Source organism: Lelliottia jeotgali (genome assembly GCF_977070485.1).
Map to the genome: position 1 here is coordinate 51,144 of NZ_CDRVFO010000019.1, position 24,293 is coordinate 75,436.

27 protein-coding genes are annotated in these 24,293 nt (G+C 66.0%); 14 read left to right on the forward strand and 13 right to left on the reverse strand.

Features of this window, described 5'->3' with window-relative positions; genetic code table 11:
• The 9 genes from ACW4TB_RS22990 to ACW4TB_RS23030 all read right to left on the reverse strand — a co-directional run bounded on the left by ACW4TB_RS22990 (position 1) and on the right by ACW4TB_RS23030 (position 10,812).
• Positions 1-267, reverse strand: a complete 267-nt coding sequence (locus ACW4TB_RS22990; RefSeq protein ID WP_008786730.1) for a glutaredoxin family protein — start codon at positions 265-267, stop codon at positions 1-3.
• 61 nt (positions 268-328) lie between these two features.
• Positions 329-976, reverse strand: coding sequence for a CopM family metallochaperone (gene copM / locus ACW4TB_RS22995; RefSeq protein WP_049950248.1), 648 nt, complete (start codon positions 974-976; stop codon positions 329-331).
• Positions 977-1,200: 224 nt separating this feature from the next.
• A complete protein-coding gene (locus ACW4TB_RS23000) occupies positions 1,201-2,397 on the reverse strand; it encodes an MFS transporter (protein ID WP_008786732.1) in 1,197 nt (398 codons plus the stop codon).
• 91 nt (positions 2,398-2,488) lie between these two features.
• Positions 2,489-2,881 (reverse strand): MerR family transcriptional regulator, encoded by a 393-nt coding sequence (locus tag ACW4TB_RS23005; protein WP_019396549.1) that lies wholly within the window; start codon positions 2,879-2,881, stop codon positions 2,489-2,491.
• A 50-nt stretch (positions 2,882-2,931) separates the two neighbouring features.
• Entirely contained in the window at positions 2,932-4,437 is a 1,506-nt protein-coding gene (locus ACW4TB_RS23010; RefSeq protein WP_008786734.1) for an efflux transporter outer membrane subunit, read from the reverse strand.
• Between the two features lie 20 nt (positions 4,438-4,457).
• Positions 4,458-7,634, reverse strand: coding sequence for an efflux RND transporter permease subunit (locus tag ACW4TB_RS23015; RefSeq protein WP_031631131.1), 3,177 nt, complete (start codon positions 7,632-7,634; stop codon positions 4,458-4,460).
• On the reverse strand, positions 7,631-8,869 hold the full coding sequence (locus ACW4TB_RS23020) for an efflux RND transporter periplasmic adaptor subunit (RefSeq protein ID WP_021162752.1): 1,239 nt from the start codon (positions 8,867-8,869) through the stop codon (positions 7,631-7,633). Before ACW4TB_RS23020 ends, ACW4TB_RS23015 begins: the two co-directional genes overlap by 4 nt.
• A gap of 424 nt (positions 8,870-9,293) precedes the next feature.
• Positions 9,294-9,671: an ArsR/SmtB family transcription factor gene (locus ACW4TB_RS23025; RefSeq protein ID WP_008786737.1), complete on the reverse strand. Its 378-nt coding sequence runs from the start codon at positions 9,669-9,671 to the stop codon at positions 9,294-9,296.
• Between the two features lie 43 nt (positions 9,672-9,714).
• Positions 9,715-10,812 (reverse strand): cation diffusion facilitator family transporter, encoded by a 1,098-nt coding sequence (locus ACW4TB_RS23030; protein ID WP_008786738.1) that lies wholly within the window; start codon positions 10,810-10,812, stop codon positions 9,715-9,717.
• A 233-nt stretch (positions 10,813-11,045) separates the two neighbouring features.
• Between ACW4TB_RS23030 and ACW4TB_RS23035 the strand changes: the two genes are divergently transcribed.
• Positions 11,046-11,294, forward strand: a complete 249-nt coding sequence (locus ACW4TB_RS23035) for a metal-sensing transcriptional repressor (protein WP_169708473.1) — start codon at positions 11,046-11,048, stop codon at positions 11,292-11,294.
• 9 nt (positions 11,295-11,303) lie between these two features.
• Positions 11,304-12,614, forward strand: a complete 1,311-nt coding sequence (locus ACW4TB_RS23040) for an MFS transporter (protein WP_008786740.1) — start codon at positions 11,304-11,306, stop codon at positions 12,612-12,614.
• Positions 12,615-12,652: 38 nt separating this feature from the next.
• Here the strand turns inward: ACW4TB_RS23040 and ACW4TB_RS23045 are convergent, their stop codons facing one another.
• Entirely contained in the window at positions 12,653-13,009 is a 357-nt protein-coding gene (locus tag ACW4TB_RS23045; RefSeq protein WP_008786741.1) for an ArsR/SmtB family transcription factor, read from the reverse strand.
• Between the two features lie 238 nt (positions 13,010-13,247).
• On the opposite strand from ACW4TB_RS23045, the gene ACW4TB_RS23050 reads away from it, so the two are divergent.
• From ACW4TB_RS23050 to ACW4TB_RS23065, 4 genes are all read left to right on the forward strand, one after another.
• Positions 13,248-15,743, forward strand: coding sequence for a heavy metal translocating P-type ATPase (locus ACW4TB_RS23050; RefSeq protein ID WP_008786742.1), 2,496 nt, complete (start codon positions 13,248-13,250; stop codon positions 15,741-15,743).
• Between the two features lie 15 nt (positions 15,744-15,758).
• The gene (gene cueR, locus ACW4TB_RS23055; RefSeq protein ID WP_008786743.1) at positions 15,759-16,238 is read left to right on the forward strand and encodes a Cu(I)-responsive transcriptional regulator; all 480 of its coding nucleotides are present in this window, start codon (positions 15,759-15,761) and stop codon (positions 16,236-16,238) included.
• A gap of 16 nt (positions 16,239-16,254) precedes the next feature.
• The gene (gene fdx, locus ACW4TB_RS23060) at positions 16,255-16,593 is read left to right on the forward strand and encodes an ISC system 2Fe-2S type ferredoxin (protein ID WP_008786744.1); all 339 of its coding nucleotides are present in this window, start codon (positions 16,255-16,257) and stop codon (positions 16,591-16,593) included.
• A 217-nt stretch (positions 16,594-16,810) separates the two neighbouring features.
• Complete coding sequence (locus ACW4TB_RS23065; protein ID WP_008786745.1) at positions 16,811-17,569, forward strand: MauE/DoxX family redox-associated membrane protein; 759 nt, start codon at positions 16,811-16,813, stop codon at positions 17,567-17,569.
• Between the two features lie 74 nt (positions 17,570-17,643).
• Here the strand turns inward: ACW4TB_RS23065 and ACW4TB_RS23070 are convergent, their stop codons facing one another.
• Positions 17,644-17,838 carry a heavy-metal-associated domain-containing protein gene (locus ACW4TB_RS23070; protein WP_003821167.1) on the reverse strand — a complete coding sequence of 65 codons (195 nt, stop codon included), beginning with the start codon at positions 17,836-17,838 and terminating at the stop codon, positions 17,644-17,646.
• A 57-nt stretch (positions 17,839-17,895) separates the two neighbouring features.
• Complete coding sequence (locus ACW4TB_RS23075; RefSeq protein WP_008786746.1) at positions 17,896-18,270, reverse strand: Lrp/AsnC family transcriptional regulator; 375 nt, start codon at positions 18,268-18,270, stop codon at positions 17,896-17,898.
• On the opposite strand from ACW4TB_RS23075, the gene ACW4TB_RS23080 reads away from it, so the two are divergent.
• The 3 genes from ACW4TB_RS23080 (at position 18,212) to ACW4TB_RS23090 (ending at position 19,891) form a co-directional block, all read left to right on the forward strand.
• Positions 18,212-18,385, forward strand: a complete 174-nt coding sequence (locus tag ACW4TB_RS23080) for a hypothetical protein (protein WP_019396554.1) — start codon at positions 18,212-18,214, stop codon at positions 18,383-18,385. The genes ACW4TB_RS23075 and ACW4TB_RS23080 overlap by 59 nt on opposite strands.
• 286 nt (positions 18,386-18,671) lie before the next feature.
• The gene (locus ACW4TB_RS23085; protein WP_008786747.1) at positions 18,672-19,616 is read left to right on the forward strand and encodes a LysR family transcriptional regulator; all 945 of its coding nucleotides are present in this window, start codon (positions 18,672-18,674) and stop codon (positions 19,614-19,616) included.
• Complete coding sequence (locus ACW4TB_RS23090) at positions 19,613-19,891, forward strand: EexN family lipoprotein (RefSeq protein ID WP_008786748.1); 279 nt, start codon at positions 19,613-19,615, stop codon at positions 19,889-19,891. Before ACW4TB_RS23085 ends, ACW4TB_RS23090 begins: the two co-directional genes overlap by 4 nt.
• Here ACW4TB_RS23090 and ACW4TB_RS23095 read toward each other — a convergent pair.
• Positions 19,881-20,132: a hypothetical protein gene (locus ACW4TB_RS23095; protein WP_124014400.1), complete on the reverse strand. Its 252-nt coding sequence runs from the start codon at positions 20,130-20,132 to the stop codon at positions 19,881-19,883. The two genes, ACW4TB_RS23090 and ACW4TB_RS23095, sit on opposite strands and share 11 nt — an antisense overlap.
• Here ACW4TB_RS23095 and ACW4TB_RS23100 point away from each other — a divergent pair.
• From ACW4TB_RS23100 to ACW4TB_RS23120, 5 genes are read left to right on the forward strand one after another with little or no spacing between them, the layout of a single operon-like run.
• On the forward strand, positions 20,127-22,130 hold the full coding sequence (locus ACW4TB_RS23100) for a conjugal transfer protein TraG (RefSeq protein WP_019396555.1): 2,004 nt from the start codon (positions 20,127-20,129) through the stop codon (positions 22,128-22,130). The genes ACW4TB_RS23095 and ACW4TB_RS23100 overlap by 6 nt on opposite strands.
• On the forward strand, positions 22,127-22,591 hold the full coding sequence (locus ACW4TB_RS23105) for a CopG family transcriptional regulator (RefSeq protein ID WP_008786751.1): 465 nt from the start codon (positions 22,127-22,129) through the stop codon (positions 22,589-22,591). The genes ACW4TB_RS23100 and ACW4TB_RS23105 overlap by 4 nt, the downstream gene beginning before the upstream one ends.
• A complete protein-coding gene (trbB, locus tag ACW4TB_RS23110) occupies positions 22,588-23,640 on the forward strand; it encodes a P-type conjugative transfer ATPase TrbB (protein ID WP_019396556.1) in 1,053 nt (350 codons plus the stop codon). Before ACW4TB_RS23105 ends, trbB begins: the two co-directional genes overlap by 4 nt.
• A gap of 5 nt (positions 23,641-23,645) precedes the next feature.
• On the forward strand, positions 23,646-24,020 hold the full coding sequence (locus ACW4TB_RS23115; RefSeq protein WP_430726851.1) for a TrbC/VirB2 family protein: 375 nt from the start codon (positions 23,646-23,648) through the stop codon (positions 24,018-24,020).
• On the forward strand, positions 24,017-24,289 hold the full coding sequence (locus ACW4TB_RS23120; protein ID WP_008786754.1) for a VirB3 family type IV secretion system protein: 273 nt from the start codon (positions 24,017-24,019) through the stop codon (positions 24,287-24,289). The genes ACW4TB_RS23115 and ACW4TB_RS23120 overlap by 4 nt, the downstream gene beginning before the upstream one ends.
• Positions 24,290-24,293: the final 4 nt, after the last annotated feature.

Here is a 24,293-nt window from a genome sequence, read left to right on the forward strand (position 1 = left end):
TCATCTACTTGTCGAACGGCCGAGCGCCTTCATCAGCCCCGGCTTCTGGCTCGCAAAGGTGCCATAGAAGACCTCATTACCGATGAGCGTGATCGGAGCCACGCGCACGCCGGTTCGTGACTTGGCTTCCGCAGAAATCTTCGGGTCGGTCAGGTCGCGTTCTTCAAACACGATGCTCTGCTGGGACAGCCACTCCTTCAGCACCCGACAGTCCGGGCAGGCTGGAGTGCTATAGATGATGATGCGCGGGGTGCTGGCTTGGTTCATGGTCGTGCCTTCACTTTCCCCGAGCGGCAAGCCAGCTCTTCATCATGGCGATCTCTCCTTCCTACGCAGAGATAACCTCCTGAGCCAACTCGCGGACCTCCGGGTCCTTGCCGTACTGCAACGCCACCTTGGCCATGTCGATCGCGCCCTGGTGATGCGGGATCATGCCGCGCATAAAGTCCACATCGGCATCGCCGCTGAAGTCAATCATCATGTCGGCGTGCATGCGGTCATTGCCGGCACGGTAGGCGGTCGTCGAGGCGTCGCCCGAGCTGCCGGTCGCCGCCTGTTGGCCGCGTTCTCCAAGCCACTTATTCATCATGGCGATCTCGCCTTCCTGCGCAGAGATAACCTCCTCAGCCAACTTGCGGACCTCCGGGTCCTTGCCGTACTGCAACGCCACCTTGGCCATGTCGATCGCGCCCTGGTGGTGCGGGATCATGCCGCGCATGAAATCGACGTCGGCGTTGCCAGTGAACTGCGCTCCCATCCCCGCGTGCATCTGGTCGTTCACGGCGCGATACGCGGTCGTGGAAGGGCTGTCATTGGCCGAGGCGCTGGAGGGCATCGCGTGCCCTTGGTGATCTCCGCTCGCATTGGCCTGCATCACTTCACCCGACGGGACCACCTTCTTCTGAACGGCCATCAGGCCGATGGCGACCACGACGGCGCCCGCAATGAACAACAGGCTGAACTTGTTGACTCTCATGAAAAACTCCTTGAATGAGATTGATGGAGTCACTGTAGGGCTTCCCATTGTTGGAAGGTCAAGCCCCTCATTTCGCCGTTGATGCCGATGAAGACCCTCGGCGCAAGATCCAGTCCTTCACTTCCGCCGCCTACGACAACGCGCTGTCGAAGCTGCAGCGGTGGAAGCAGGTGATGTAGCGCCTGAGGCGACCGCTAGATGGAACACCTCCCGCATCGGCCCGATCAGCCCGGACCTAGCCGCACCGGCTTTCGCGCGGTCTGCCACAGCAGCGGCACCAAGATCAGCGCCAGGGCCGGGAAGATCATCCAGTTGACCGCCTGCCAGCCCGAGCTGTGCAGGATCGATCCCGCGAGGAACGACACGGCCGCCGTGGCGGCGAAGACGAAGAAATCGTTCATGCCCTGCGCCTTGCTGCGCTCGGCCGGGGTGTGGCAATCGGTGACCACCGCCGTCGCGCCGATGAAGCTGAAGTTCCAGCCGATGCCCAGCAGCGCCAGCGAGCCCCAGAAGTGGGACAGGCCGAGCCCGCCCAGGGCCACCACCCCGGAGGCGGCGAGCAGCACCATGCCCACGGCGGTCACGCGCTCCTTGCCGTAGCGCACCATCAGCCGCCCAGTGAAGAAGCTCGGCCCGAACATCGCCAGCAGGTGCCACTGGATGCCCAGGGCGGCGTTGTCCACCGAATGCCCGTGGTTGACCATCGCCACCGGCGCGGCGGTCATCACGAACGCCATCACCCCATAGGACACCACGCCCGCGGCCACGGCCAGCGCGTAGCGCGGCATCGCCAGGAGCTGCAGCACCGTGCGGCCGCTGTCGGCGGCGGCTTCGGCCGGGGTCTGGCGCGGCGTGCGCAGCATCAGCAAGATCGGCAGGGCGATCAGCGGCAGCAGCGCCTGGCTGAGGAAGCTGCCGACGTAGGGCGTGCCCGCTACCGCGTCGCGCGTGAAGATCACCAACTGCGGCCCGATGATGGCACCCGCGAGACCCCCCACCATCACCCAGGAAATCGCCTTGGCCTTGAGCGCGTCCTCGGCGGTGTCGGCGGCTGCGAAGCGGTAGCTCTGCACATACGCGCCGTAGAAGCCCGCCAGGAAGGTGCCGGCGCAGAAGATCCAGAACGAGGCCAGCATGATGCCCAGCGCGGCGATCAGGCCCGAGGCCACGCCGAAGCCGACCCCGACCACGTATCCGTTGCGGCGGCCATGGCGCCGCATGATGAACGCCGCAGGCAAGGTGCCGATGGCAAGACCCAGGCCGAACAGGCTCACGGGCAAGGTGATCCAGGCCGAGTCCTTGGCAAGCTGCTGGCCGACCAGCCCGCCCAGCGACATCACGATGGGCGCGCTGGCGCCACCGAGCGCCTGCGCGGCGGTGAGAACGCCGATGTTTCGGCGCGTGATGCTCTGGTCGGTCATGGGCGGTCTTTCTTGTTCGTTTGTCTGGCCGGAAATATTACACGCATGAATATATGTTCAGTTATCCGACCATGATTCGGCCATGCGATGCTCATGAACCGCCGCAACCTGGTCGCTCCTCGCAAATCTCCCGAGCGGCAGAAGGAACAGCCTGCCGTTCCAATGCGAGCAGGTGCTCTTTCACCCGGGTCAGTTGCGCCATGCGTTCCTCGACATAGGCGAGATGGTCCCGGACAGCCTGCGTCAGCAGCTCGGGTTCCGGGGACTCGCGATGCGTCCAGCCCAGCAAGTTGCGCATGTCATCCAGGCCGATGCCCGACGCGCGGTAGTTGCGAATCAGGTAAAGCCGCTCGACATGGGCCGGGCCATAGCGCCGGTAGTTGTTGCGGGACCGCTCGGGAGCGGGCAGCAGGCCCTCCCGTTCGTAGAACCTGATGTTCTCAGGGGGCGTGCCGGTCAAGCGCGCGAGTTCACCAATCCTCATCCAGCTCTCCGCGCGCAGCGATGGGGGACGCCACCGCTGCGCGCCGGCCCTCATCCCGGCGACCGGGCGGACTGCTGCGCCGTGGCGCCCGATTGCACCGTGTGCTCAGTCCAGCCGCCGCCCAGCGCCTTGTACAGATGGATGAGGTTGTTCAGCCGCGTCAGGCGCGTGCGCACCAGGGTCTGCTGCGTGCCGTAATGCGTGCGCTGCGCGTCGAGTACAGTGAGGTTGTCGTCCACGCCCTCCTGGAAGCGCTGCTCGGCCAGCTCGTAGGCCTTCTGGCTGGCCGCCACCAGGAGCTGCTCCGCGCGGATCTGCTCATCGAGCGTGCGCTTGCCCGCCAGGCCGTCGGCCACCTCGGCGAAGGCCGCCTGGATGGACTTCTCGTAGTTGGCGATCTCGATGCGCTTCTGTACGTGCGCCACGTCCAGGTTGGCGCGCAGCGCGCCGCCGCGGAAGATGGGCAGCGTGATCTGCGGCAGGAAGCTCCAGGCCCGCGAGCCCGAATCGAACAGGCCGTCCAGCGAAGCGCTGGCCGTGCCCGCCGAGCCCGTAAGGCTGATCGTCGGGAAGAACGCGGCCCGCGCCGCGCCGATGTTGGCGTTGGCGCCGATCAGCATCTGCTCGGCGGCGCGGATGTCCGGCCGGCGCGCGAGCAGTTCGGACGGCAGGCCGCTCGGCAGGCCGGTCGGCACGATGTCGTCCGGCAGCGCCATGGCCTCGTCAAGCTGCCGGGACAGCTCCGGCGTCAGCGGCTGGCCCAACAGCAGCACCAGCGCGTTGCGGTCCTTGGCCGCCTGCCGTGTGTAGGCGGCATGGTTGGCCTCGGCGGTGCGCAACGCGATCTCTGCGCGGCGCAGGTCGAGCTGCGTGGAGTTGCCCGCTTCCACCAGTTGGGTGGTCAGCCCGTAGGAGCGCTTCTGCGTGGCGAGGGTGTCGCTCGTCAGGCGCAGCAGTTCCTGGTCGGCACGCAGCGTGAGGTAGGCGCTGGCCACCTCGGACACCAGGCTCATCTGCGTGGCGATGCGGGTCTCGTCGAGGGCCAGGTAGGACGCCAGCGCCCGGTCGCTGAGGCTGCGGATGCGGCCCCACAGGTCCAGTTCCCAGGCGGCCGTCACCCCGGCCACGTCGTAGCGCCGGAGCACGTCGCTTTGCCCCGTGGTGCTGAGGTCGGCCGGTACGCGCTCTGACGCGCCGCGGGCGGAAACGCCCAGGTTCGGCAGCATCTCGGCACGCTGGATACGGTACAGCGCCTGAGCCGCCTCCACGTTGAGCGCGGCCTTGCGCATGTCGCGGTTGTTCTCCAGTGAAATGCCGATCAACTGCTGCAGCAGCGGGTCGCGGAAGAAGTCCCGCCAGCCGATCTCGGCCGTGATCGCGTCGTCGGGCGTCGCGGCCGCCGGTTCCACATAGGCCGCGCCCAAGGGATAAGCCGTGTCGATCGGCGCTGCGGGCCGGTCATACTTCGGTGCCATGGAGCAGCCAGTCAACGCCGCCGCGAGGGCGAGCGGCGCCAGCGTCCTGGCGGGTCGTGTGAATGCGAAAGATGTTTTCATGTCGTATGTCCTCCTGGCCGTCATGCGTGCTGGTCGGTCATGCCGACACGGGCATGGCGCGCTTCGCGGCGCAGCGCCAGCTTGCGCACCACGACGTAGAACACCGGCGTCAGCACCAGGCCGAATACCGTCACGCCCAGCATGCCGGCGAACACCGCGATGCCCATGGCGTGGCGCATCTCGGCGCCCGCACCGCTGGCCAGCACCAGCGGCACCACGCCAGCGATGAAGGCGAACGACGTCATCAGGATCGGGCGCAGCCGCAAGCGCGCGGCTTCGAGCACGGCTGCCAGCGGATCGGCCCCTTCGCTTTCCTTCGCGCGGGCGAACTCCACGATCAGGATCGCGTTCTTGGCGGCCAGGCCGATCAGCACCACGAAACCGATCTGCGTGAAGATGTTGTTGTCCCCCCCAGAGAGCCAGACGCCGGCGATCGCCGAGAGCAGCGCCATGGGTGCAATCAGCAGCACAGCGAACGGCAGCGACCAACTGTTGTACTGGGCCGCCAGGAACAGGAAGGCGAGCAGCACCGCCAGCGCGAAGATATAGATAGCAGTATTGCCAACTCGGTTTTCCTGGAAAGTCAGGTCCGTCCATTCGTAGGTCATACCGTCAGGCAGCGATTCGCTCACGATCTTCTCAATCGCGGCGGTGGCCTGGCCGGATGAGTAGCCCGGCGCTGGCCCGCCGCTGATGTCCGCCGAGGGGAAGCCGTTGTAATGCATCACCCGGTCGGGGCCGGAACTGCGCTCGATGGTCGCGAACGCGCTCAGCGGGATCATGTCGCCCGCTGCATTGCGCACCTTGAGCATGCCTATGTCCTCAGCCTGCATGCGGAACTGCGCATCGGCTTGGGCCATTACCCGGTAGGTGCGACCGAAGCGGTTGAAGTCGTTGACGTAGAGCGAGCCAAGGTTGACCTGCAGGGTGTCGAACACCTCGGTCAGCGACACGCCCTGCGACTTGGCCTTCACCCGGTCGATGTCCACCTGCAACTGCGGCGCATTGGTCTGGAAGCTGGCGAGCATGTTCGCCAGCTCGGGCGCCTGCATGGCCTTGCCCATGATCTGGCCCTGTGCTTGTGCAAGCGCCTCGGGACCCAGGCCCGCCCGGTCCTCGATCTGCAGCTTAAAGCCGCCCATAGAACCCAGGCCCGGCACCGGCGGCGGCGGGAAGATGCCGACGAAGCCGTCCGGGATCTGGCTGAACTTGCCCATGAGCTTGCCCTGGATGGCGAAGGCCGACAGCGACGGGTCCTTGCGCTCATCGAAGGGCTTGAGCATGGCGAACATCAGCGCGGTGTTCGGCTGGTTCACCGGTCCATTGACCGACAGGCCCGGGAAGGCCACCACGCTCTCGACGCCCGGCTCAGCCAGTGCGATCTTGGTCATCTCCTTGACGACCGCCTCGGTGCGATCCAGCGAGGCGCCGGTCGGAAGCTGGGCGATGCCCACGAGGTAGTACTTGTCCTGGGCGGGCACGAAGCCCGCAGGCACCTTGTGGAAGCCCAGCCAGGTCAGGCCCAGGAAGCCGACGTAGAGCAGCAGCACGATGGCGCTGCCGCGCACCGCGCGGCGCACGCCCCCGACGTAGGAATTCGAGGCGCGGTCGAAGAAGCGGTTGAAGCGGCGGAAGAAGCCGCCGAACACGCCGTCGATGATGCGCGTGACGCGATCGGGCTTGGCCGCGCCGTGGTGCGGCTTGAGCAGGATGGCGGCCAGCGCTGGCGACAGCGTAAGCGAGTTGATCGCCGACAGGATGGTCGAGAACGCGATGGTTAGCGCGAACTGGCGATAGAACTCGCCCTGCAGCCCCGACAGGAACGCCGAGGGGATGAAGACCGCTGCCAGCACCGAGGTGATGGCCAGGATCGGGCCAGTCACTTCATCCATCGCCTTGCGCGCCGCGTCCTTGGGTGATTCGCCCAGCGCTATGTGGCGCTCCACGTTCTCCACCACCACGATGGCGTCATCCACCACGATGCCGATGGACAGCACCAGTCCGAACAGCGACAGTGTGTTCAGCGAGAAACCGAACATGTGCATCACCGCGAACGTGCCGACCAGCGAGACCGGCACGGCGATCAGCGGGATGATCGACGCGCGCCAGGATTGCAGGAACAGCACCACCACGATCACCACCAGGAAGATGGCCTCCAGCAGCGTGACGGCGACGGACTGGAGCGAGGCGCGCACGAAGACCGTGGGGTCGTAGGCGATCCTATACTCAATGCCGTCGGGGAACTTAGCTTGAAGTCGGTCCATTGCCGCGCGCACCGCGCTAGACACATCCAGCGCGTTCGCGCCCGGGCTCTGGATGATCTGTATCCCCACCGCCGGCTCGCCATTGAGCAGGCTGCGCAAAGAGTAGGAATCGGCCCCCATCGAGATGCGGGCGACATCCCGCAGGCGAGTTACCTGGCCGTCGGCGCCCGTCTTCACGACGATCTCGCCGAATTGCTCCTCGCTCGACAGTCGGCCCAGAGTGTTGACCGTGACCTGGAACGCCGCCGAGGCATCCGGCTGCTGACCAACCGAACCAGCGGCAACCTGTATGTTCTGCTCGCGGATGGCGGCAACCACGTCGCTCGCGATCAGCCCACGAGCAGCGACCTTGGCGGGTTCGAGCCAGACCCGCATCGAATACTCCCCGGCGCCCCAGACTAGGACATCGCCGACGCCTGGCGTACGAGCCAGCTCATCCTTCACATGAAGTGTGGCGTAGTTGGAGACGTACAGCGGATCATATCGACCTCCAGGCGAAAGCAAATGCACCACCATGAGAACGTCCGGCGACGTTTTCTCGGTGACAACACCGATGCGCTGAACTTCAGGCGGTAGGCGCGGCAACGCCCGCGAGACCCGGTTTTGCACCTGGATCTGCGCAATGTCGGCGTTGATATGCTGCTCGAAGGAGACGGTGAGCACCATTTTCCCGTCGGTGGACATCTGAGACTGCATGTACATCATGCCTTCTACGCCGTTGATCGCCTGCTCCAGCGGTGATGCCACGGTATCGGCGATCACTTGCGGGTTGGCACCGGGATAGCTAGCGGTGACCTGCACCGTGGGAGGCGTGACCTGCGGGTATTCGCTCAGCGGCAGCTGGAAGTAGCTGATCGCGCCCGCGATCAGCATCAGCACCGACAGGACGATGGCGAAGATGGGCCGGTTGATGAAGAAGCGGGGGAAATTCATTTGCGGGCCTCCGCCGAGCCGGCCGCGCCGTCAGCCTTGGCGGGGTCCGCGCCGGCGGCCGGTGCCGCGGGCGGCTGCATGGGCACCATGCGCGGCGTGACCGCCATGCCGGGGCGCACGAGGCCCTTGATGATGATCTTCTCACCGGCCTGCAGGCTGCCGTTGATGACGCGCAGCCCGTCCACCACCGGCCCCAGTTCGATGGGCCGGTACTGGGCCTGGTTGTTCTCGCCCACGACCAGCACGTAGTTGCGCCCTTGGTCGGTGCCCACGGCCTGATCGTCGATCAGGACGGCCTCGCGCGCCGCGCCGGTGGACAGCTTGACCCGGGCGAACATGCCGGGTGCCATGCGCCCATCCGGGTTGGGCACAACGGCGCGCGCGCGGATCGTGCCGGTGCTTCGGTCAATGGTGTTGCCCACGAAGTCGAGCGCGCCCCTGTGCGGGAAACCCTTGTCCGTGGTCAGCCCGACCTGCACGGGCAGCGAGGCCTTGCCGCCGGCGCCCGCAGCGGGCCGCGAGCGGCTCACGACGTTGAGGTACGTGGCTTCGTCGATGTCGAAGTACACGTGCAGCGGGTCGATGGACACGATCGTGGTCAGCAGCGTGGCCGCGCCGGCGACACCGCCGCTGACCAGGTTGCCCTCGGTCACGAGCACGCGGTCAACGCGCCCGGCGATGGGCGCCGTGACGCGGGCGTAGGACAGATCCAGCCGCGCCGCAGCGACGGCGGCCTTGGCCGCTTGCACCTGGGCCTGGCGCGCACTGCGCGCGGAGACGGCATCGTCGTAGGTCTTGCGCGCGACAGCGCCGGTCGCCACCAGGCGCTCGGCGCGGTCGAAGTCGGCCTGGGCCTGACTGGCCAGCACCTCGGCCTGTTGCAGTTGCGCCGCAGCCGTGTCGAGCGTGACCTGGAACGGTCGGGGGTCGATCTGGAACAGCAGTTGTCCCTTGCGCACCAGGCTGCCCTCGGGGACGCTCACAGCATCGACGGCGCCGCCGACCCGCGAGCGCAGCTCGACGGTCTTGGGCGCGGCCAGGAAGCCGGTGTACTCGGCCGATGGCGCGACCGTGCGGGTGATGACCTCGGCCACGGGCACCTGCGGCGCCATCGGCGCGCCCGCCGGGGGCGCCGCGGCCTTGCCCTCGTCCTTGGCGTCGCGGGCGGCAATCGCTATGCCCCCGACGGCTGCGATGACGCCTGCCACCACAACGATTCTGATTTTTTTACGCATGGAAGTGCCCCTTTCTTGGATGCAGGACTCCGGCCCTTCCGAAGCGCTCTGCAGAAATTTGTGTGGAGGCTAGGCGTTACAACGAAGGCAAGGTCAAGCCCTTTGGGTTGCCCTAGCGGGCAGGCTGCATGGACAAGGTGGTGGGAAAACCCCGCGTCGTCGCTGTGGCCACTCCGACATCCAGCTCACGAGTGCCGTTGTGCGGTTGAACCGGTCGGTCTTGTGGGTGATTGCGAGCGCGGGAGGCTCAGGCGTCCAAGCTGCCGCCGCCCATTGCTGTGCCTGCGCGGCATCCCGGCGCCCAGGCAGGGCCCGCGATTCAGGGTGTTGCGCCCAGGCCGCATCGAGGACGTCCTTGAGGCTAACCGGCGGCGTGGGTACCGGCGCCTCGCAACCTGCCATTCGCCTGGGTGCTTGGGCCTGGTCAGTCGTCGGCTTTGTCCTCGGAAATGTGGACCGCCATGTCCTGCAGCACCTGGCTGACGTGCTGGTCCGCGATGCTGTAGAAGATGTGCTTGGCTTGGCGTTCGCCGCGCACGAGGCGCGCACCGCGCAGCAGCCGCAGGTGATGGCTGACCAGAGACTGCGACAGGTCGAGCGCTTCGGCGATGTCCCCCACGGCGACCGAGCCATGCATGCACTGCAGCAGGATCTTCAATCGCGATTGGTCGCCCAGCAGGCGGAAGGTCTCGGCCAGAACAGCGACGTCACTTTGCGACATTGCGAGGGCATCGGTCGCCGCGTCGTGGCTGGTGGTCGAGCATTGCGCGGTGTCGGCGCTGGTGGTTTTGCGGGACGTCATGGATGCAAATCCTCAAGTGGAGTGCGAGCCGGCTCGCGCGGCCTCAATGCCTGTGACCAGGAGCGGAATGGTCGTGGTCATGGCCGTGGCTGTGCCCGCCGCCATGCTTGTGATTGCCATGATCATGGCCGCTGTGGTCGTGCCCGCTGTGGTCATGACCGCTGTGATCGTGGCCGCTGTGGTCCTGACGCTCCGACGTGGGCTGCAAGCTGCAGACGTTCTCGTCGGTGCCCGAGTTCCAGTCGATCCCGACCGTGGCGTGTTCGATGCTGAATTGCTCTCGAAGCACCGCTTCGACGCGCTTGACCACGGCGCGTGCTTCCTCGTCCACGTTGGGGCGAACGTGCAGCGTGGCCATCGTGCGCCCGGAGGTGAGCTGCCACACGTGAACGTGGCTGACGGCCGCCAGGCCCGGCACGGCGCCCATCAGGCCTTGCTCCACCTTCTCCGGCGAAGCATCCTCCGGCGCGCCTTCCAGCAGGATGTGGATCGACTTGGCGAGCAGCTTCCATGCGCTGCGCAGGATCAGCGCCGCGACCAGGACCGACAGGATGGGATCGATCGGCGTCCAGCCCGTGAGGTAGATGACGATCGCAGCGACGATGGCGCCGACCGAGCCGAGCAGGTCGCCCATCACGTGCAGGATGGCCCCCTTCACGTTGACGTGATCGGTCTCTCCGCGGGTCATGATCCACAGCACGAGCACGTTCACCAGCAGGCCGAGCACGGCGACGATCATCATCGGGCCGGCCAGGATCACGGGCGGCGCCTGCAGCCGCTCCCACGCCTCGTAGGCGATCCAAGCGACGATCGCGAACAGGGTCACGGCGTTCAGGAAACCGGCGATGACCTCGAAGCGCAGGTAGCCGAAGGTGCGCTTGCTGTCGGCCGCGCGGCGGCCGAACCGGAATGCTGCGTAGGCCAGTGCGAGCGCCGCGGCGTCGGTCAGCATGTGGCCCGCGTCGGCCAGCAAGGCCAGCGAGCCCGACAGCACGCCTCCGACGGCCTCCACGACCATGAAGCCGAAGATCAGGAAAAAGGACAGCAGGACCTTGCGCTCGTTGGCGCTGGTCACGGTCGGGGTGTGGTCATGATCATGGTCGTGATCGTGACCATGGTCATGTGCGTGGGATTGGGACATGGGGCCTCGGGAAACTGGGTCTTTGACTGTGGCTCAAAATATAACACATGAACATGTTTTCATGTGAATTGTTGTACACATTTGTGTTCGCGTCTCACCACGGCCGGGATGCCGCTCCGGGCAATTGCCTTAGCCTGGCTCGGCGACCATTCCCCCCGCCTGGCAAGCAGCCGTTGATCTAACATCCAGTGGCAGTATCCCCCCTGGGGGGATATGATTTCAGCATGGAAGACATGCATAAGCACACCACCCATCCCGACCTGGTGAAGCGGCTCAAGCGCGCCGAGGGGCATCTGCGGCACGTCATCGGGATGATCGAAGGGGGAGAAACCTGCCTCGACATCGCCCGCCAGCTCGCGGCGGTGGAAAGCGCGGTGACGGCGGCCAAGCGCGTCCTGATCCACGACCACATCGACCACTGCCTGTCCCATGACGAGGACTCCGTTCTGACCGAAATGAAGGCGCTGACCAAACTGCTCTGAGGCCGTCCGATGCTCTCCGTCCTGAATAACCGCACCTACCGCCACCTGTTCACCGCCCAGGTGATCGCGCTCGTCGGCACCGGCCTGATGACGGTGGCGCTCGGCCTGCTGGCCTACGAGCTGGCCGGCGCGGATGCAGGCGCGGTGCTCGGGACGGCGCTGGCCATCAAGATGCTGGCCTACGCGGGGGTCGCGCCGGTCGCGCAGGCCTTCGCCGACCGGCTCCCGCGGCGCTCGCTGCTCGTGGCGCTGGACCTCGTGCGAGCGGCCGTCGCGCTGTGCCTGCCCTTCGTCACCGAGGTCTGGCAGATCTACCTGCTGATCTTCGTTCTGCAGGCGGCATCCGCCGGCTTCACGCCGACCTTCCAGGCCACCATCCCGGACATCCTTCCCGACGAAGAGGACTACACGAAGGCGCTGTCGCTGTCCCGGCTGGCCTACGACCTGGAAAGCCTGATTTCCCCGATGCTGGCCGCCGCGCTGCTGACCGTCATCAGCTTTCACAACCTGTTCGCGGGAACGGTGCTCGGTTTCCTCGTTTCAGCCGCTCTCGTGGTCAGCGTGCGGTTGCCCACGTCCGTCCCCGGCCCGCGCCGCGGCATCTGGGAGCGAACGACGCGCGGCACGCGCATCTACCTCGCCACGCCTCGCCTGCGGGGCCTGCTGGCGATCAGCCTGGCCGTCTCGGCGGCCGGCGCGATGGTGATCGTGAACACGGTGGTGCTCGTGAAGGCGCGTTTCGGCCTGGGCGAAGTCGAGGTGGCGTGGGCACTGGCGGCGTTCGGAGGCGGCTCGATGGTGGCCGCCTTCGTCTTGCCGTCCCTACTGGAGAAAGTAGCCGACCGACCCGCGATGCTCACCGGCGCCGCTGTCCTCGTCGTGGGCACGGCGATCGGCGCACTGCTGCCGAGCTATGCGCTGTTGCTGCCGCTGTGGCTGGTGATCGGCTTTGGCTACAGCGTGGCGCAGACGCCATCCGGCCGTCTTCTGCGCCGCTCGGCCCACGCCGAGGACCGTCCAGCGATCTTCGCGGCCCACTTCGCGCTGTCGCACGCCTGCTGGCTCATCTGCTACCCGCTGGCCGGACGCTTCGGCGCGGCCATGGGGCTGCAATCGACGTTCGTCGTCATGTCCTTGATCGGCCTAGCTGGCGTGGCGCTGGCGCTTCGGCTGTGGCCGGCCAGCGACCCGTCGGACTTGGCCCATGACCATCCGAACCTGTCGGCGGATCACCCCCACTTGCGTCAGCACGCGAACCAAGGCGGGCACCATCACGTGCTGGTCGTGGATGACTTGCACCGGATCTGGCCGAAAGGATAGGCCTCACGGGACGCGGTAAGGGCTGTTTCGCACCAAGGCTAGTCGTCGCTGTTGTCCTCAACGATGTGGATGGCCATGTCCAGCAGCACCTGGCTCACGTGCTTGTCCGCTACCTCATAGAAGATCTGCTTGGACTGGCGCGCGCCCTTGACCAGACGGGCTCCACGCAACAGTCGAAGGTGATGGCTGACCAACGACTGCGAGAGTTCGACGGCTTCCGCGATGTCGCTTACCGACGTGGACCCCTTCATGCAGCACAGCATGACCTTGAGCCGCGACGGATCGCCCAGGAGCCGGAAAGTCTCGGCCAGGATGGTCACGTCATTCTGTGACAGGGAGGCCAGATCGGTGCTTGGGCCCTTCGGTGGGGCACTGGCTGGTTTGCGTGGAGTCATCTCTCAAAAATTCCTACCCTCGAACGGCTGTTCGTGCCCTTCAGGATCAACGAGGCTGCGACCGCTTGAGCGCGCGCACAGCCCGGGACCAGGGCGAGCCTGGCGACCAAGGCCCCTCGTTTCCCCCGTGCGCCGGGCCATTTCTGAAACCTGACAGTACCCGAAAAAAGCGCTTGACCTTCCCACGATGGTAAACCCTAAGCTCCCCCATGTCGAATATCAACTATGGGAAACAACCATGAGCATGCCAATAACGAGTGATGCTCGTGCCACCGCAGCAGCGATCAGCCTACCCATCGAGGGCATGACCTGCGCGAGCTGCGTCGGCCGAGTCGAGGCCGCCCTGGCCAAGGTGCCGGGCGTGGACAGCGTGTCCGTCAATCTCGCCACCGAGCGGGCGGACATCCGCCTGGCCAGTCCTGTCGATCGCATCGCGTTGATCCAGGCGGTCGAGAAGGTCGGCTACGACGTGCCGGCTGGCACCGTCGAACTGGCGGTCGAGGGCATGACCTGCGCCTCCTGCGTGGGCCGCGTCGAGAAGGCACTCAAGGCCGTGCCCGGCGTCACCGAGGCCACGGTCAACCTCGCGACCGAGCGTGCCACCGTGCGCGGCGTGGCCGCCGTGGCGGACCTGATCGCGGCCATCGAGAAGGTCGGCTACGAGGCCAACCCGGTGGATACCGGCGCGCAGGCCGACGAGGAAGCCGCCGAGAAGAAGGACGCCGAGCGCGCCGAACTCAAGCGCGACCTGACCCTGGCCGCCGTGCTGGCGCTGCCTGTGTTCGTGCTCGAAATGGGCTCGCACATGATTCCCGGCATGCATGAGTGGGTGGCTTCCACCATCGGCATCCAGCAGAGTTGGTATCTGCAGTTCGTGCTGACCCTGCTGGTGCTCGCCATTCCGGGCTGGCGCTTCTACGAGAAGGGCTTCCCGGCGCTGTTCCGCCTGGGTCCCGACATGAACTCGCTGGTCGCGGTCGGCACGGCCGCAGCCTTCGGCTATTCGATGGTCGCCACATTCGCGCCCAGTCTGCTGCCGGCCGGCACGGTGAACGTGTACTACGAGGCGGCCGCCGTCATCGTGGCGCTGATCCTGCTGGGCCGCTTTCTTGAGGCACGGGCCAAGGGCCGCACCTCCGAGGCCATCAAGCGCCTGGTCGGCCTGCAGGCCAAGGAGGCGCACGTGCTGCGCGACGGCCGCATCGTGGACATCCCGATCAACGACGTGGCGCAGGGCGACATCGTGGAAGTGCGCCCCGGCGAGCGCGTGCCGGTCGATGGTGAAGTGACCGAGGGCCGCAGCTTCGTGGACGAGTCGATGATCACCGGCGAGCCGATTCCCGTCGAAAAGGCGGAAGGCAGCACCGTGGTCGGCGGCACCGTCAACCAGAAGGGTGCGCTGACGCTGCGTGCCACCGCCGTGGGCGGTCAGACCATGCTGGCGCAGATCATCCGCATGGTCGAGCAGGCGCAAGGTTCCAAGCTGCCGATCCAGGCCGTGGTGGACAAGGTGACACTGTGGTTCGTGCCCGCCGTCATGCTGGCCGCCGTGCTGACCTTCCTGGTCTGGCTGGTGTTCGGCCCGTCGCCCGCGCTGTCCTTCGCGCTGGTCAATGCCGTGGCGGTGCTGATCATTGCCTGCCCGTGCGCCATGGGTCTGGCGACGCCGACCTCCATCATGGTCGGCACGGGCCGGGGCGCCGAGATGGGCGTACTGTTCCGCAAGGGTGAAGCCCTGCAACTGCTCAAGGACGCCAAGGTGGTGGCCGTGGACAAGACCGGCACGCTGACCGAGGGCCGCCCGGTCCTGACCGACCTGGAGATTGCCGACGGCTTTGACCGCAACCAGGTGCTGGCGAAGGTCGCCTCTGTCGAATCGCGCTCGGAGCATCCGATCGCACGCGCCATCGTCGAGTCGGCCGTGGAAGGTGGCATCGCGCTGCCGACGATGACAGACTTCGATTCGGTCACGGGCATGGGCGTGCGCGCCACCGTGGACGGCGCGCGTGTCGAGGTCGGTGCCGATCGCTTCATGCGTGAGCTGGGGTTGGACGTGAGCGGCTTCGCTCGCACGGCCGAGCGCCTGGGCAATGAGGGCAAGTCGCCGCTGTACGCCGCGATCGACGGCCGACTGGCCGCCATCATCGCGGTGGCCGATCCGATCAAGTCCAGCACGCCCGCGGCCATTGCCGCGCTGCACCAGCTCGGCCTGAAGGTGGCGATGATCACTGGCGACAACGCGCGTACCGCGCAGGCCATCGCCAAGCAACTGGGCATCGACGAGGTGGTGGCCGAAGTGCTGCCCGAGGGCAAGGTCGAAGCCGTGCGCCGCTTAAAGGCCACCCACGGCCAGATCGCCTACGTGGGTGACGGCATCAACGATGCGCCGGCGCTGGCCGAGGCCGACGTGGGCCTGGCGATCGGCACCGGCACCGACGTGGCGGTGGAGTCGGCCGACGTGGTGCTGATGTCCGGCAACCTGCAGGGTGTGCCCAACGCCATCGCGCTGTCCAAGGCCACCATCGGCAACATCCGCCAGAACCTGTTCTGGGCGTTTGGCTACAACACGGCCCTGATCCCGGTGGCCGCTGGCGTCCTATACCCCGCATACGGTGTGCTGCTGTCGCCGATCTTCGCGGCCGGAGCGATGGCGCTGTCCAGCGTGTTCGTGCTCGGCAACGCGCTGCGCCTGCGCCGCTTCCAGCCGCCGCTGGCGGCGGATACCGCTCATTGAGAAAGGAGGAACACCATGAACATCGGTGAAGCATCCAAGGCCTCGAAGGTCTCGGCCAAGATGATCCGCTACTACGAGCAGATCGGCTTGATTCCCCCGGCCGACCGGAACGATTCGGGCTACCGCGCCTATAGCCAGGACGACGTACACCGGCTGCACTTCATCCGGCGTGCGCGCGACCTCGGCTTCTCGGTGGCCGAGATCACGGACCTGCTGGGACTGTGGAACGACAAGTCGCGCCGGAGTGCCGACGTCAAGCGCCTGGCGCAGCAGCACATCTCCGAGCTGGACCGGCGCATCGCGAGCATGTTGGAGATGGCCGAGACGCTCAAGGCGCTGATCCGGTGCTGCGCCGGCGACGAACGGCCCGACTGCCCGATCCTGCACACGCTGGAGCAACTCGATACCAGCGACGACGAGCCCGAAGCGCGCACCGGCGCCGTGCCACGGCGTGCAAGTGGCAACGCAGCGGCAAAGAAGCCGCGTGCGCACTGAGCAGCCGGGAGAGACCATGCCCAAGATCACCGTCTTGCCCCATCCTGAACTGGCGCCCGAGGGCGCCGAGCTGAACGTGCCGGTCGGCACCTCGATCTGCGAGGCGCTGCTAGACAACGGCATCGAGATCGAACATGCCTGCGACATGAGCTGTGCCTGCACGACCTGCCACTGCATCGTGCGCAAGGGATTCGATTCCCTCAACGAGGTCGAGGAGTGCGAGGACGACCTGCTTGACCGGGCCTGGGGGCTAGAGGCGCAATCGCGCCTGAGCTGCCAGGCCATCGTGGCGAACGAGGACCTGACCGTCGAGATCCCGAAGTACACGATCAACCATGCCAAGGAGAACCACTAGGACCCAGCGTGCCGCCGCGGGCGCGCCGGCCTGCGGCGGGGTTGCTCTGGCAGACGGAGGACTGACGGCGTTGCAGCCTGACGACCGCCCCGGGAGCCAGATGCCTACACCCCCTTGCACCACCGCCGGTTAGGCTGGAAATGTCGTCAAAGTCCTTCAATCCGTGATAGTCGGCGCTGCGGCCGGCCCATGAAAAGTCCCACAGGAGAAGTCCAGCATGTCTGCGCCCAAACAAGCCACGCTCTACCGGATGGTCATGCCCGGCCATACCTGCCCCTACGGGCTGAAGTCGCTCGATCTGCTCAACCGCAAGGGCTACGAGGTCGAGGACAAACACTTGGCGAGCCGCGAGCAGACGGATGCGTTCAAGAAGGAGCATGGCGTCGAGACCACGCCCCAGGTCTTCATAAACGGGCGGCGCGTGGGCGGCTACGACGACCTGCGCAAATTCTTCGGCATGTCCGTGAAGGACAAGAACGCCGTGACCTACACCCCTGTGATCGCGCTGTTCGCCATGGCGGCCGCGATGGCGCTGGCGGCGAGCTGGGCGGCCTTCGGCCAGCTCTGGAGCATTCAGGCGGCAGAGTGGTTCGTGGCCTTTGCCATGTGTCTCCTGGCGCTGCAGAAGCTCAAGGACGTGGACGGCTTCGCGACGATGTTCCTCAACTACGACCTGCTGGCCAAGCGCTGGGTTCGGTATGCCTATTTCTACCCGTTCGCGGAGGCCATCGCAGGCGTCCTGATGGTCGCGGGCGTGGGGATGTGGGTGTCGATTCCGTTGGCGCTGTTCATCGGGACCGTCGGGGCCGTGTCGGTTTTCAAGGCGGTCTATGTCGATCGCCGGGAACTCAAGTGCGCCTGTGTGGGCGGGGACAGCAACGTGCCGCTGGGTTTCGTGTCCCTGACCGAGAACCTGATGATGGTGGCGATGGCCCTGTGGATGTGGGCCAAGGTCGCCTACCTTGGGATGCACTGAGCGCCGCGCCAGGTACGGCGCAGCGCACGTGCTCGCATCGGCCGTCCTGTGTGCAGGCCGGCCACGACGCGGTGTTACTGCGCGCGCGGCGGGAAGCCAGCTTCGCTCAGGGCCGCGGCGATCTGCTCTTGCGAGGCCGAGGTCTGGACCTCGACACGGCGGGTCGGCGGGTCCGTGACGATCTTGGCGTTGGGGTCGATCGTTTGGATCGTTTTCGTAACGGTGCGGGCGCAGCCGCCGCAGGTCATGTCTTCGAGATGGAATTGCATGGAAAACTCCTTTCGGGTTGGGGTGTTTGAAGTCTGGTCCTTGCCACGGTTGGAAGGTCAAGCGCTATTTGCATCCCCGCTACACCAATCGGCCGAATGCTCATAGGGCAAGGCCGTGGTGCTCTTTACCCGATCCAGCACGAAGCTTGTCTTGCAGTCCTGCACGCTGGGGTGCTTGAGCAGCGTGTCGAGCACGAAGCGAGAGTAGTGAGCCATGTTCCTGACGACCACCCGCAGCAGATAGTCCATGTCGCCGGTCAGCGCATGGCATTCCACGACCTCCGGCCATTTCTGGACCGACGCGCGGAACACGTCCATGGGATTGCGCTTGTGCGAGTCGGAGTGCTTTTCGAGACGCACGTTCAGGTAGGCCGTGAGCGTGAGGCCGATCTTCTCCGAGCCGCTGCTCGGCCCGGTGTTCTTCGAGTTCATCGAGCGCAAGGGCAACTACCGCGAGGGCTTCGGCGAAGGTAACTTCGGTGCCTTGTTCGAGTCGATGGAGCGCGACCAGATCAACCGCGGCGCGCTGGAAATCAACCCAGCCTGATTCGGGCTTTCCCCCTGAAGGCATAGCACCTTCCGCATCTCGCGAGCCCCGGTGGGGCTCGCACTATTTTGGCAAGCGGCCTCCACGATGCCCATTGGCCCTCGTGCAGCTTGCACCATTCATCTCCTCACAATCGAACATCACCACGGCACGGTGCAGGCTTCTTTGACTAATATATGAACACATGTATAATTGTTTATTCAATATTTGGCCTCAGCTCGACTGGTGCTACAGCAGGCGTGCATCTCGTCCCCCGAATCAACATGGATCATGGAAGGACAAGACTATGGAACTTCGTCACTTGCGCTGCTTCATTGCGGTTGCTGAGGAACTCCATTTCGCCCGCGCTGCCGAGCGGCTGCACATCGAGCAGTCTCCACTGTCACGGGCCATCAAGGAACTGGAAGAAGAACTGGGCGTGATGCTGTTTGCCCGCACCACGCGCAGCACTCGGCTGACCCGTGCGGGCGAGCTGTTTCTGGAGCACGTGCGCCGCGTGCTCTCCGCCTTGGAGCAGGCACGCGATAGCGTGAAAGCGGCAGCAAACGGTTTTCATGGCCAGTTGCGCGTGGCATTGTCCGACGGCATCACGCCGTCGCGCCTTTCTGCGTTGCTCGTACTTTGCCGCCAGGAAGAACCCGAGGTCGAAATCCGGTTCTTCGAGGTGCCCCTATCGCAACAGATCAAGGGGCTGCATAGCGATCTGTATGACGTAGGGTTTGCTCAATCCGACGAAGTGGGCGACGGTATCGTCGCCACGCCCGCATGGAGCGATGCGCTGATGGTGGCCGTGCCAGCTCGGCATCCGCTTCTGGCCCACAAGCGCATCCCCTTGGATGAGTTGCTTCGCTATCCACTGGTTCTGTGCGATCCACAGGCATGTGAGGGCCATGCCAAGCAAGTTGAACGGGTGTTGCGCCGTGCGGATGTGGAGCCACTGATTGCAGAGAGGGTTTCGTCCACCGACCTGATGATGGCCCTAGTCTCGGCCGGTTTTGCGCTCGGCCTAGCAGGCAGTGCACACATTGCCGCCAGCCGTGAGCCGGGTGTAGTGGCCCGGCCGCTAGCTTCGCGCGTGTCGCCCCTCACGACCTATCTGTTGCGGCTGGACGGAGATCCGTCCGACGAGTTGGCGCGGTTTATTGAGCGCGCACAGGCCATCGAACAGCCGGAAACCCCCAGGCCCATACGAGGCCGTAATCCCGATCACCCGGAGGAACTGACGCCATGAAGAAGATCATCCCATTCTTGCTGGTTGCCGTGTTGACTGCCTGCGGCCAGTCCGATGGGCCACAGAAGTCCGCCGGTTCCGCAGCCAACATCCCGACAGTGGAAGAGCTGGCGGCCAACCCCGAACGGCTCAAGGAACTGCGCCAGCAGTGCAAGACCGACCGCCCCAAGCTGGGCGACGTGTTGTGCAACCGGGTGGCCGAGGCCACGCGCAAGCGGTTCTATGGCGACGGGGAAACGCCCTACACACCGCCGAAGGAGCCGCCTAAGTTTTGATCGTGGCCGCTTCGCCACGAATATTGGATTTCCTGACCGACACGCCGCAACGCGCCTGCGCTTGCGACGTTTTTCGTTGGCTCGCCACCGCGCTAATTCTTTCTTTTTGCTCGATCTTTCTGCTTAAAACGGTCTTTGACCGGCACTGACGCGGCACCGATCCTGACGCCTCCGGCACGTCCTTGTGCCGCTTTTTCCATGAGGAATCGGCGCAGGAGAAATCGGAGGCCAGGTCATGCAAGGGACGAACGTGCTGTTCGGTCAGATCGCCGTGGTATTCGGCATCGTGATCGCCGGAGTGTGGGGTGCCACACAATGGACAGCAGCAGCCCTTGGCTATCAAGTACGCCTTGGCTCGCCCTGGTTCGATCTTCTTGGCACGCCGATCTATCACCCGTGGAAGCTGTTTGAGTGGTGGTTTTCTTACGGCGCCTATACCCCGGAAATCTTCGACACCGGCGGAGCCATCGCTGGCAGCAGTGGCATGGTCGCCGTGGCCGTCGCCATTGCCATGTCGGTCTGGCGCTCGCGGCAGGCACGCCTTGTCACGACCTACGGATCGGCCCGCTGGGCGAACGCGCATGACATTCGCAAGGCGGGCCTCACGCAGCCAGAGGGCGTGTTCCTCGGCCAGCACGACCGCCAGTACCTGCGCCATGAGGGGCCAGAGCATGTCCTGACGTTCGCACCCACGCGCTCGGGCAAGGGCGTCGGCCTGGTGGTGCCGACGCTGCTTTCTTGGCCCGCGTCCGCCGTCATCCACGACATCAAGGGCGAGAACTGGCAGATCACCGCAGGCTGGCGCTCGCGCTTCTCGCATTGCCTGCTGTTCAACCCCACGGATGCGAAGTCGGCGGCCTACAACCCGCTGCTGGAGGTGCGGCGCGGCGCGCATGAAGTGCGCGACGTGCAGAACATCGCGGACATTCTGGTCGATCCCGAAGGCGCGCTGGAGAAGCGCAACCATTGGGAAAAGACCAGCCACGCGCTGCTGGTCGGCGCGATCCTGCATGTGCTCTACGCGGGCGAAGACAAGACGCTGCGCGGCGTCGCCAACTTCCTCAGCGACCCGGCCAGCCCGTTCGAGCTGACCTTGCATCGAATGATGACCACGCCCCACTTGGGCGAGGGGCCGCATCCGGTAGTCGCGTCGGCGGCGCGTGAAGTGCTCAACAAGTCGGACAACGAGCGTTCCGGCGTGTTAAGCACCGCCATGTCGTTCCTCGGCCTGTACCGCGATCCCACGGTGGCCGAAGTCACCTCGCGCTGTGACTGGCGCATCGCCGACCTGATCGCGGCCGAGCATCCGGTGTCGCTGTACCTGGTGGTGCCGCCTTCGGACATATCGCGCACCAAACCGCTCATCCGCCTGATCCTCAACCAGATCGGGCGACGCCTCACCGAATCGCTGGACGGCAGCGACGGCATCGAACGCCGCCACAAGCTGCTGCTGATGCTCGACGAGTTCCCGGCCCTGGGGCGGCTCGACTTCTTCGAGACAGCCTTGGCCTTCATGGCGGGCTACGGCATCCGCAGCTTCCTCATCGCGCAGTCACTCAACCAGATCGACAAGGCGTATGGACAGAACCATTCCATTCTCGACAACTGCCACGTCAGGGTGACGTTCGCCACCAACGACGAACGCACCGCCAAGCGCATTTCCGAGACGCTGGGCACTGCGACCGAGCTGCGCGCGCAACGCAACTACGCGGGCCACCGGCTCGCGCCGTGGCTGGGCCACCTCATGGTGTCGCGCCAGGAGACGGCCCGCCCGCTGCTGACGCCGGGCGAGGTGATGCAGCTTCCGCCGGACGATGCCGTAGTGATGGTGTCCAGCATGGCGCCGATCAAGGCCCGGAAGCTGCGCTACTACGCCGACGCCAATTTCAAGCAGCGCGTGCTGCCGCCGCCCGAGCTGGCGGACGGCCGGTACGCCGACGCGCCGCCACTGCGCCCCGACGACTGGAGTGGCCTGGCGATTCCTGCCGTGCCTGCCGCGCCTGCGGCCGATGCCGCCGAAGGCTTCCGGGCGTCGGCCGACGACGGCGGCCCGCGCCGTCAGCCCGAGCTAACTGAGGCCGTCGCCTACGACCCCGAGCTGGCCGCGCCCGCGGCCGACCTCGGCCTGCTCGATGACGACGACGACCTGCCGCTTCCCCTTCCTCGCCAGCTTGATCCGGCCATGCAGCGCACGGCCCGGCTGGCGTCCCTCGACCCCAACGACGGAATCGAGCTATGAGCCACTATCGCCTGAACCTCTTTATCCAGCCCGAGCACGCCCAGCGGCTCGATGAACTGGCCGCCAAGAAAGGCGTGTCCAAGTCCAGCATCGTCGCCGCTGCCTTGGCGTCCTGGCTGTCGCCGGACGCGGCCGACCAGCGCGAGGCGGCCATCGCCAAGCGCCTTGATCGCCTCTCGCGCCAGGCCGAGCGAATGGAGCGCGACCAGAGCATCGCCATCGAGACGCTGGCGCTGTTCATCCGCTACTACCTGACCGTCAGCACGCCGGTTCCCGAGGCGCACCAAGAGGCGGCCCGCGCCTTGGGCAAGGCGCGTTTCGAGCAGTTCACCGAGCAGCTTGGCCGCCACCTGATGCGTGGGCGCAGCCTGGTGCGCGACGTGGTGGAGGAATTGCATCCCGATTCGGTGCGGATGGAGGACGCGGCGGCAGCCGCCGATGCGCAGGAGCGTGCGTCATGAGCGCCGTTTCCCAATCCATGAGTGCCACGTCGCTCGACCGGCGCATCCAGATGCTGCGCACGGCAATGGGGCCGCTGATCGCCACCGCGCTCGAAGACCCCGACGTGGTGGAAATCATGCTCAACCCTGACCGCACCCTTTGGGTGGATCGCCTGTCGTCGGGCCGCGCGCCTATGGGCGTGGAGCTGCCCGAAGCCGATGGCGAGCGAATCATCCGCCTGGTCGCGGCCCACGTCGGCGCGGAGGTGCATCGCGGCCAGCCGCTGCTGTCCGCCGAACTGCCCGAAACCGGTGAACGCTTCGAGGGCATCCTGCCGCCAGCCGCGCCGGGGCCGGCCTTCGCGCTGCGCAAGCGCGCCATCGGCGTGATCCCGCTGGAGCGGTACGTCGTGGACGGAATGATGACCGCCGCCCAGGCGGGCTTTTTGGTGCGCGCCGTGCGCGAGCGCCAGAACGTCCTGATCGCGGGGGCCACCAGCAGCGGCAAGACGACCTTGGCGAACGCGCTGCTGGCCGAGATAGCTGCCACGGGCGACCGCGTGCTGGTGCTCGAAGACACGGTGGAGCTGCAATGCGCGGCCCGCGACCACGTTCCGCTGCGCACGCGCTCCGGCGTGGTGTCCATGACCGAGCTGGTGCGCTCGTCCATGCGCCTGCGACCTGATCGCGTCGTCGTCGGCGAGGTACGCGGTGCCGAGGCGCTGGATCTCATCAAGGTGTGGGGCACCGGCCACCCCGGCGGCGTCGCCACGATCCACGCCGGCTCCGCGCTGGGCGCGTTGCTGCGCCTGGAGCAACTGATTCTCGAAGTGGCGGTGAATCCGCCGCGTGCGCTGATCGCCGAGGCGGTCAACGTGGTGATCCAGATCGCCGGGCGCGGACGCAAGCGCCGCATCGAGAACATCGCCCGCATCGTCGGCTTCGACGGCGTGGGCTACCAACTGGTGGACGCGCTGGAAACGCCGTTTCCCGAGCTGCCGCCGATCCCTGATGCCGCACCCGCTGCGGCGACTTCCTCGTCCCCTGACCAACCTGGAGAACTGCTATGACGCAGATGACCATTCCTGCTTTCCGTGTTTCCGTAAATCCGGCTTTGCGCCTTGCACGGCTGCGCTGCCTGGCCCGCCCTGCGGGGCGAGGGCTGCTGCTGGCCGCGCTGTTGCTGTTCCTGGCCGGCACCGCGCAGGCCGCTGGTTCCTCGATGCCCTGGGAAGGCCCGTTGCAGTCGATCTTGGAGTCGATTCAGGGGCCGGTGGCGCGCATCGTCGCGGTCATCATCATCATTGCCACGGGCCTCGCGCTCGCCTTCGGCGACACGTCGGGCGGCTTTCGCAAGCTGATCCAGATCGTGTTCGGCCTGTCCATCGCGTTCGCGGCTTCGAGCTTCTTCCTGTCGTTCTTTTCGTTCTCGGGCGGGGCTGTCGTATGAGCGGCCCGGATAGCTTCGCGGCCGGGTTCGAGGTGCCTTTGCATCGCTCGCTCACCGAGCCGATCTTGCTGGGCGGCGCACCGCGCACCGTGGCGATTGCCAACGGCACGCTGGCCGCCGCCGTCGGGCTGGGCCTGCAACTGTGGATTCCTGGCGTGGTGCTCTGGATCGTCGGCCATTCGCTGGCGGTATGGGGTGCGCGCGTCGATCCGCAGTTCATGGCCGTGTTCGCCCGGCACATCAAGCACCGCCCGCTGCTGGACGTGTGAGGGG

Coding starts and splice junctions, on each gene's coding strand:
- ACW4TB_RS22990 (WP_008786730.1), bottom strand. CDS start 267: ATGAACCAAGCCAGCACCCCGCGCATCATCATCTATAGCACTCCAGCC.
- copM (WP_049950248.1), bottom strand. CDS start 976: ATGAGAGTCAACAAGTTCAGCCTGTTGTTCATTGCGGGCGCCGTCGTG.
- ACW4TB_RS23000 (WP_008786732.1), bottom strand. CDS start 2,397: ATGACCGACCAGAGCATCACGCGCCGAAACATCGGCGTTCTCACCGCC.
- ACW4TB_RS23005 (WP_019396549.1), bottom strand. CDS start 2,881: ATGAGGATTGGTGAACTCGCGCGCTTGACCGGCACGCCCCCTGAGAAC.
- ACW4TB_RS23010 (WP_008786734.1), bottom strand. CDS start 4,437: ATGAAAACATCTTTCGCATTCACACGACCCGCCAGGACGCTGGCGCCG.
- ACW4TB_RS23015 (WP_031631131.1), bottom strand. CDS start 7,634: ATGAATTTCCCCCGCTTCTTCATCAACCGGCCCATCTTCGCCATCGTC.
- ACW4TB_RS23020 (WP_021162752.1), bottom strand. CDS start 8,869: ATGCGTAAAAAAATCAGAATCGTTGTGGTGGCAGGCGTCATCGCAGCC.
- ACW4TB_RS23025 (WP_008786737.1), bottom strand. CDS start 9,671: ATGACGTCCCGCAAAACCACCAGCGCCGACACCGCGCAATGCTCGACC.
- ACW4TB_RS23030 (WP_008786738.1), bottom strand. CDS start 10,812: ATGTCCCAATCCCACGCACATGACCATGGTCACGATCACGACCATGAT.
- ACW4TB_RS23035 (WP_169708473.1), top strand. CDS start 11,046: ATGCATAAGCACACCACCCATCCCGACCTGGTGAAGCGGCTCAAGCGC.
- ACW4TB_RS23040 (WP_008786740.1), top strand. CDS start 11,304: ATGCTCTCCGTCCTGAATAACCGCACCTACCGCCACCTGTTCACCGCC.
- ACW4TB_RS23045 (WP_008786741.1), bottom strand. CDS start 13,009: ATGACTCCACGCAAACCAGCCAGTGCCCCACCGAAGGGCCCAAGCACC.
- ACW4TB_RS23050 (WP_008786742.1), top strand. CDS start 13,248: ATGAGCATGCCAATAACGAGTGATGCTCGTGCCACCGCAGCAGCGATC.
- cueR (WP_008786743.1), top strand. CDS start 15,759: ATGAACATCGGTGAAGCATCCAAGGCCTCGAAGGTCTCGGCCAAGATG.
- fdx (WP_008786744.1), top strand. CDS start 16,255: ATGCCCAAGATCACCGTCTTGCCCCATCCTGAACTGGCGCCCGAGGGC.
- ACW4TB_RS23065 (WP_008786745.1), top strand. CDS start 16,811: ATGTCTGCGCCCAAACAAGCCACGCTCTACCGGATGGTCATGCCCGGC.
- ACW4TB_RS23070 (WP_003821167.1), bottom strand. CDS start 17,838: ATGCAATTCCATCTCGAAGACATGACCTGCGGCGGCTGCGCCCGCACC.
- ACW4TB_RS23075 (WP_008786746.1), bottom strand. CDS start 18,270: ATGAACTCGAAGAACACCGGGCCGAGCAGCGGCTCGGAGAAGATCGGC.
- ACW4TB_RS23085 (WP_008786747.1), top strand. CDS start 18,672: ATGGAACTTCGTCACTTGCGCTGCTTCATTGCGGTTGCTGAGGAACTC.
- ACW4TB_RS23090 (WP_008786748.1), top strand. CDS start 19,613: ATGAAGAAGATCATCCCATTCTTGCTGGTTGCCGTGTTGACTGCCTGC.
- ACW4TB_RS23100 (WP_019396555.1), top strand. CDS start 20,127: ATGCAAGGGACGAACGTGCTGTTCGGTCAGATCGCCGTGGTATTCGGC.
- ACW4TB_RS23105 (WP_008786751.1), top strand. CDS start 22,127: ATGAGCCACTATCGCCTGAACCTCTTTATCCAGCCCGAGCACGCCCAG.
- trbB (WP_019396556.1), top strand. CDS start 22,588: ATGAGCGCCGTTTCCCAATCCATGAGTGCCACGTCGCTCGACCGGCGC.
- ACW4TB_RS23115 (WP_430726851.1), top strand. CDS start 23,646: ATGACCATTCCTGCTTTCCGTGTTTCCGTAAATCCGGCTTTGCGCCTT.
- ACW4TB_RS23120 (WP_008786754.1), top strand. CDS start 24,017: ATGAGCGGCCCGGATAGCTTCGCGGCCGGGTTCGAGGTGCCTTTGCAT.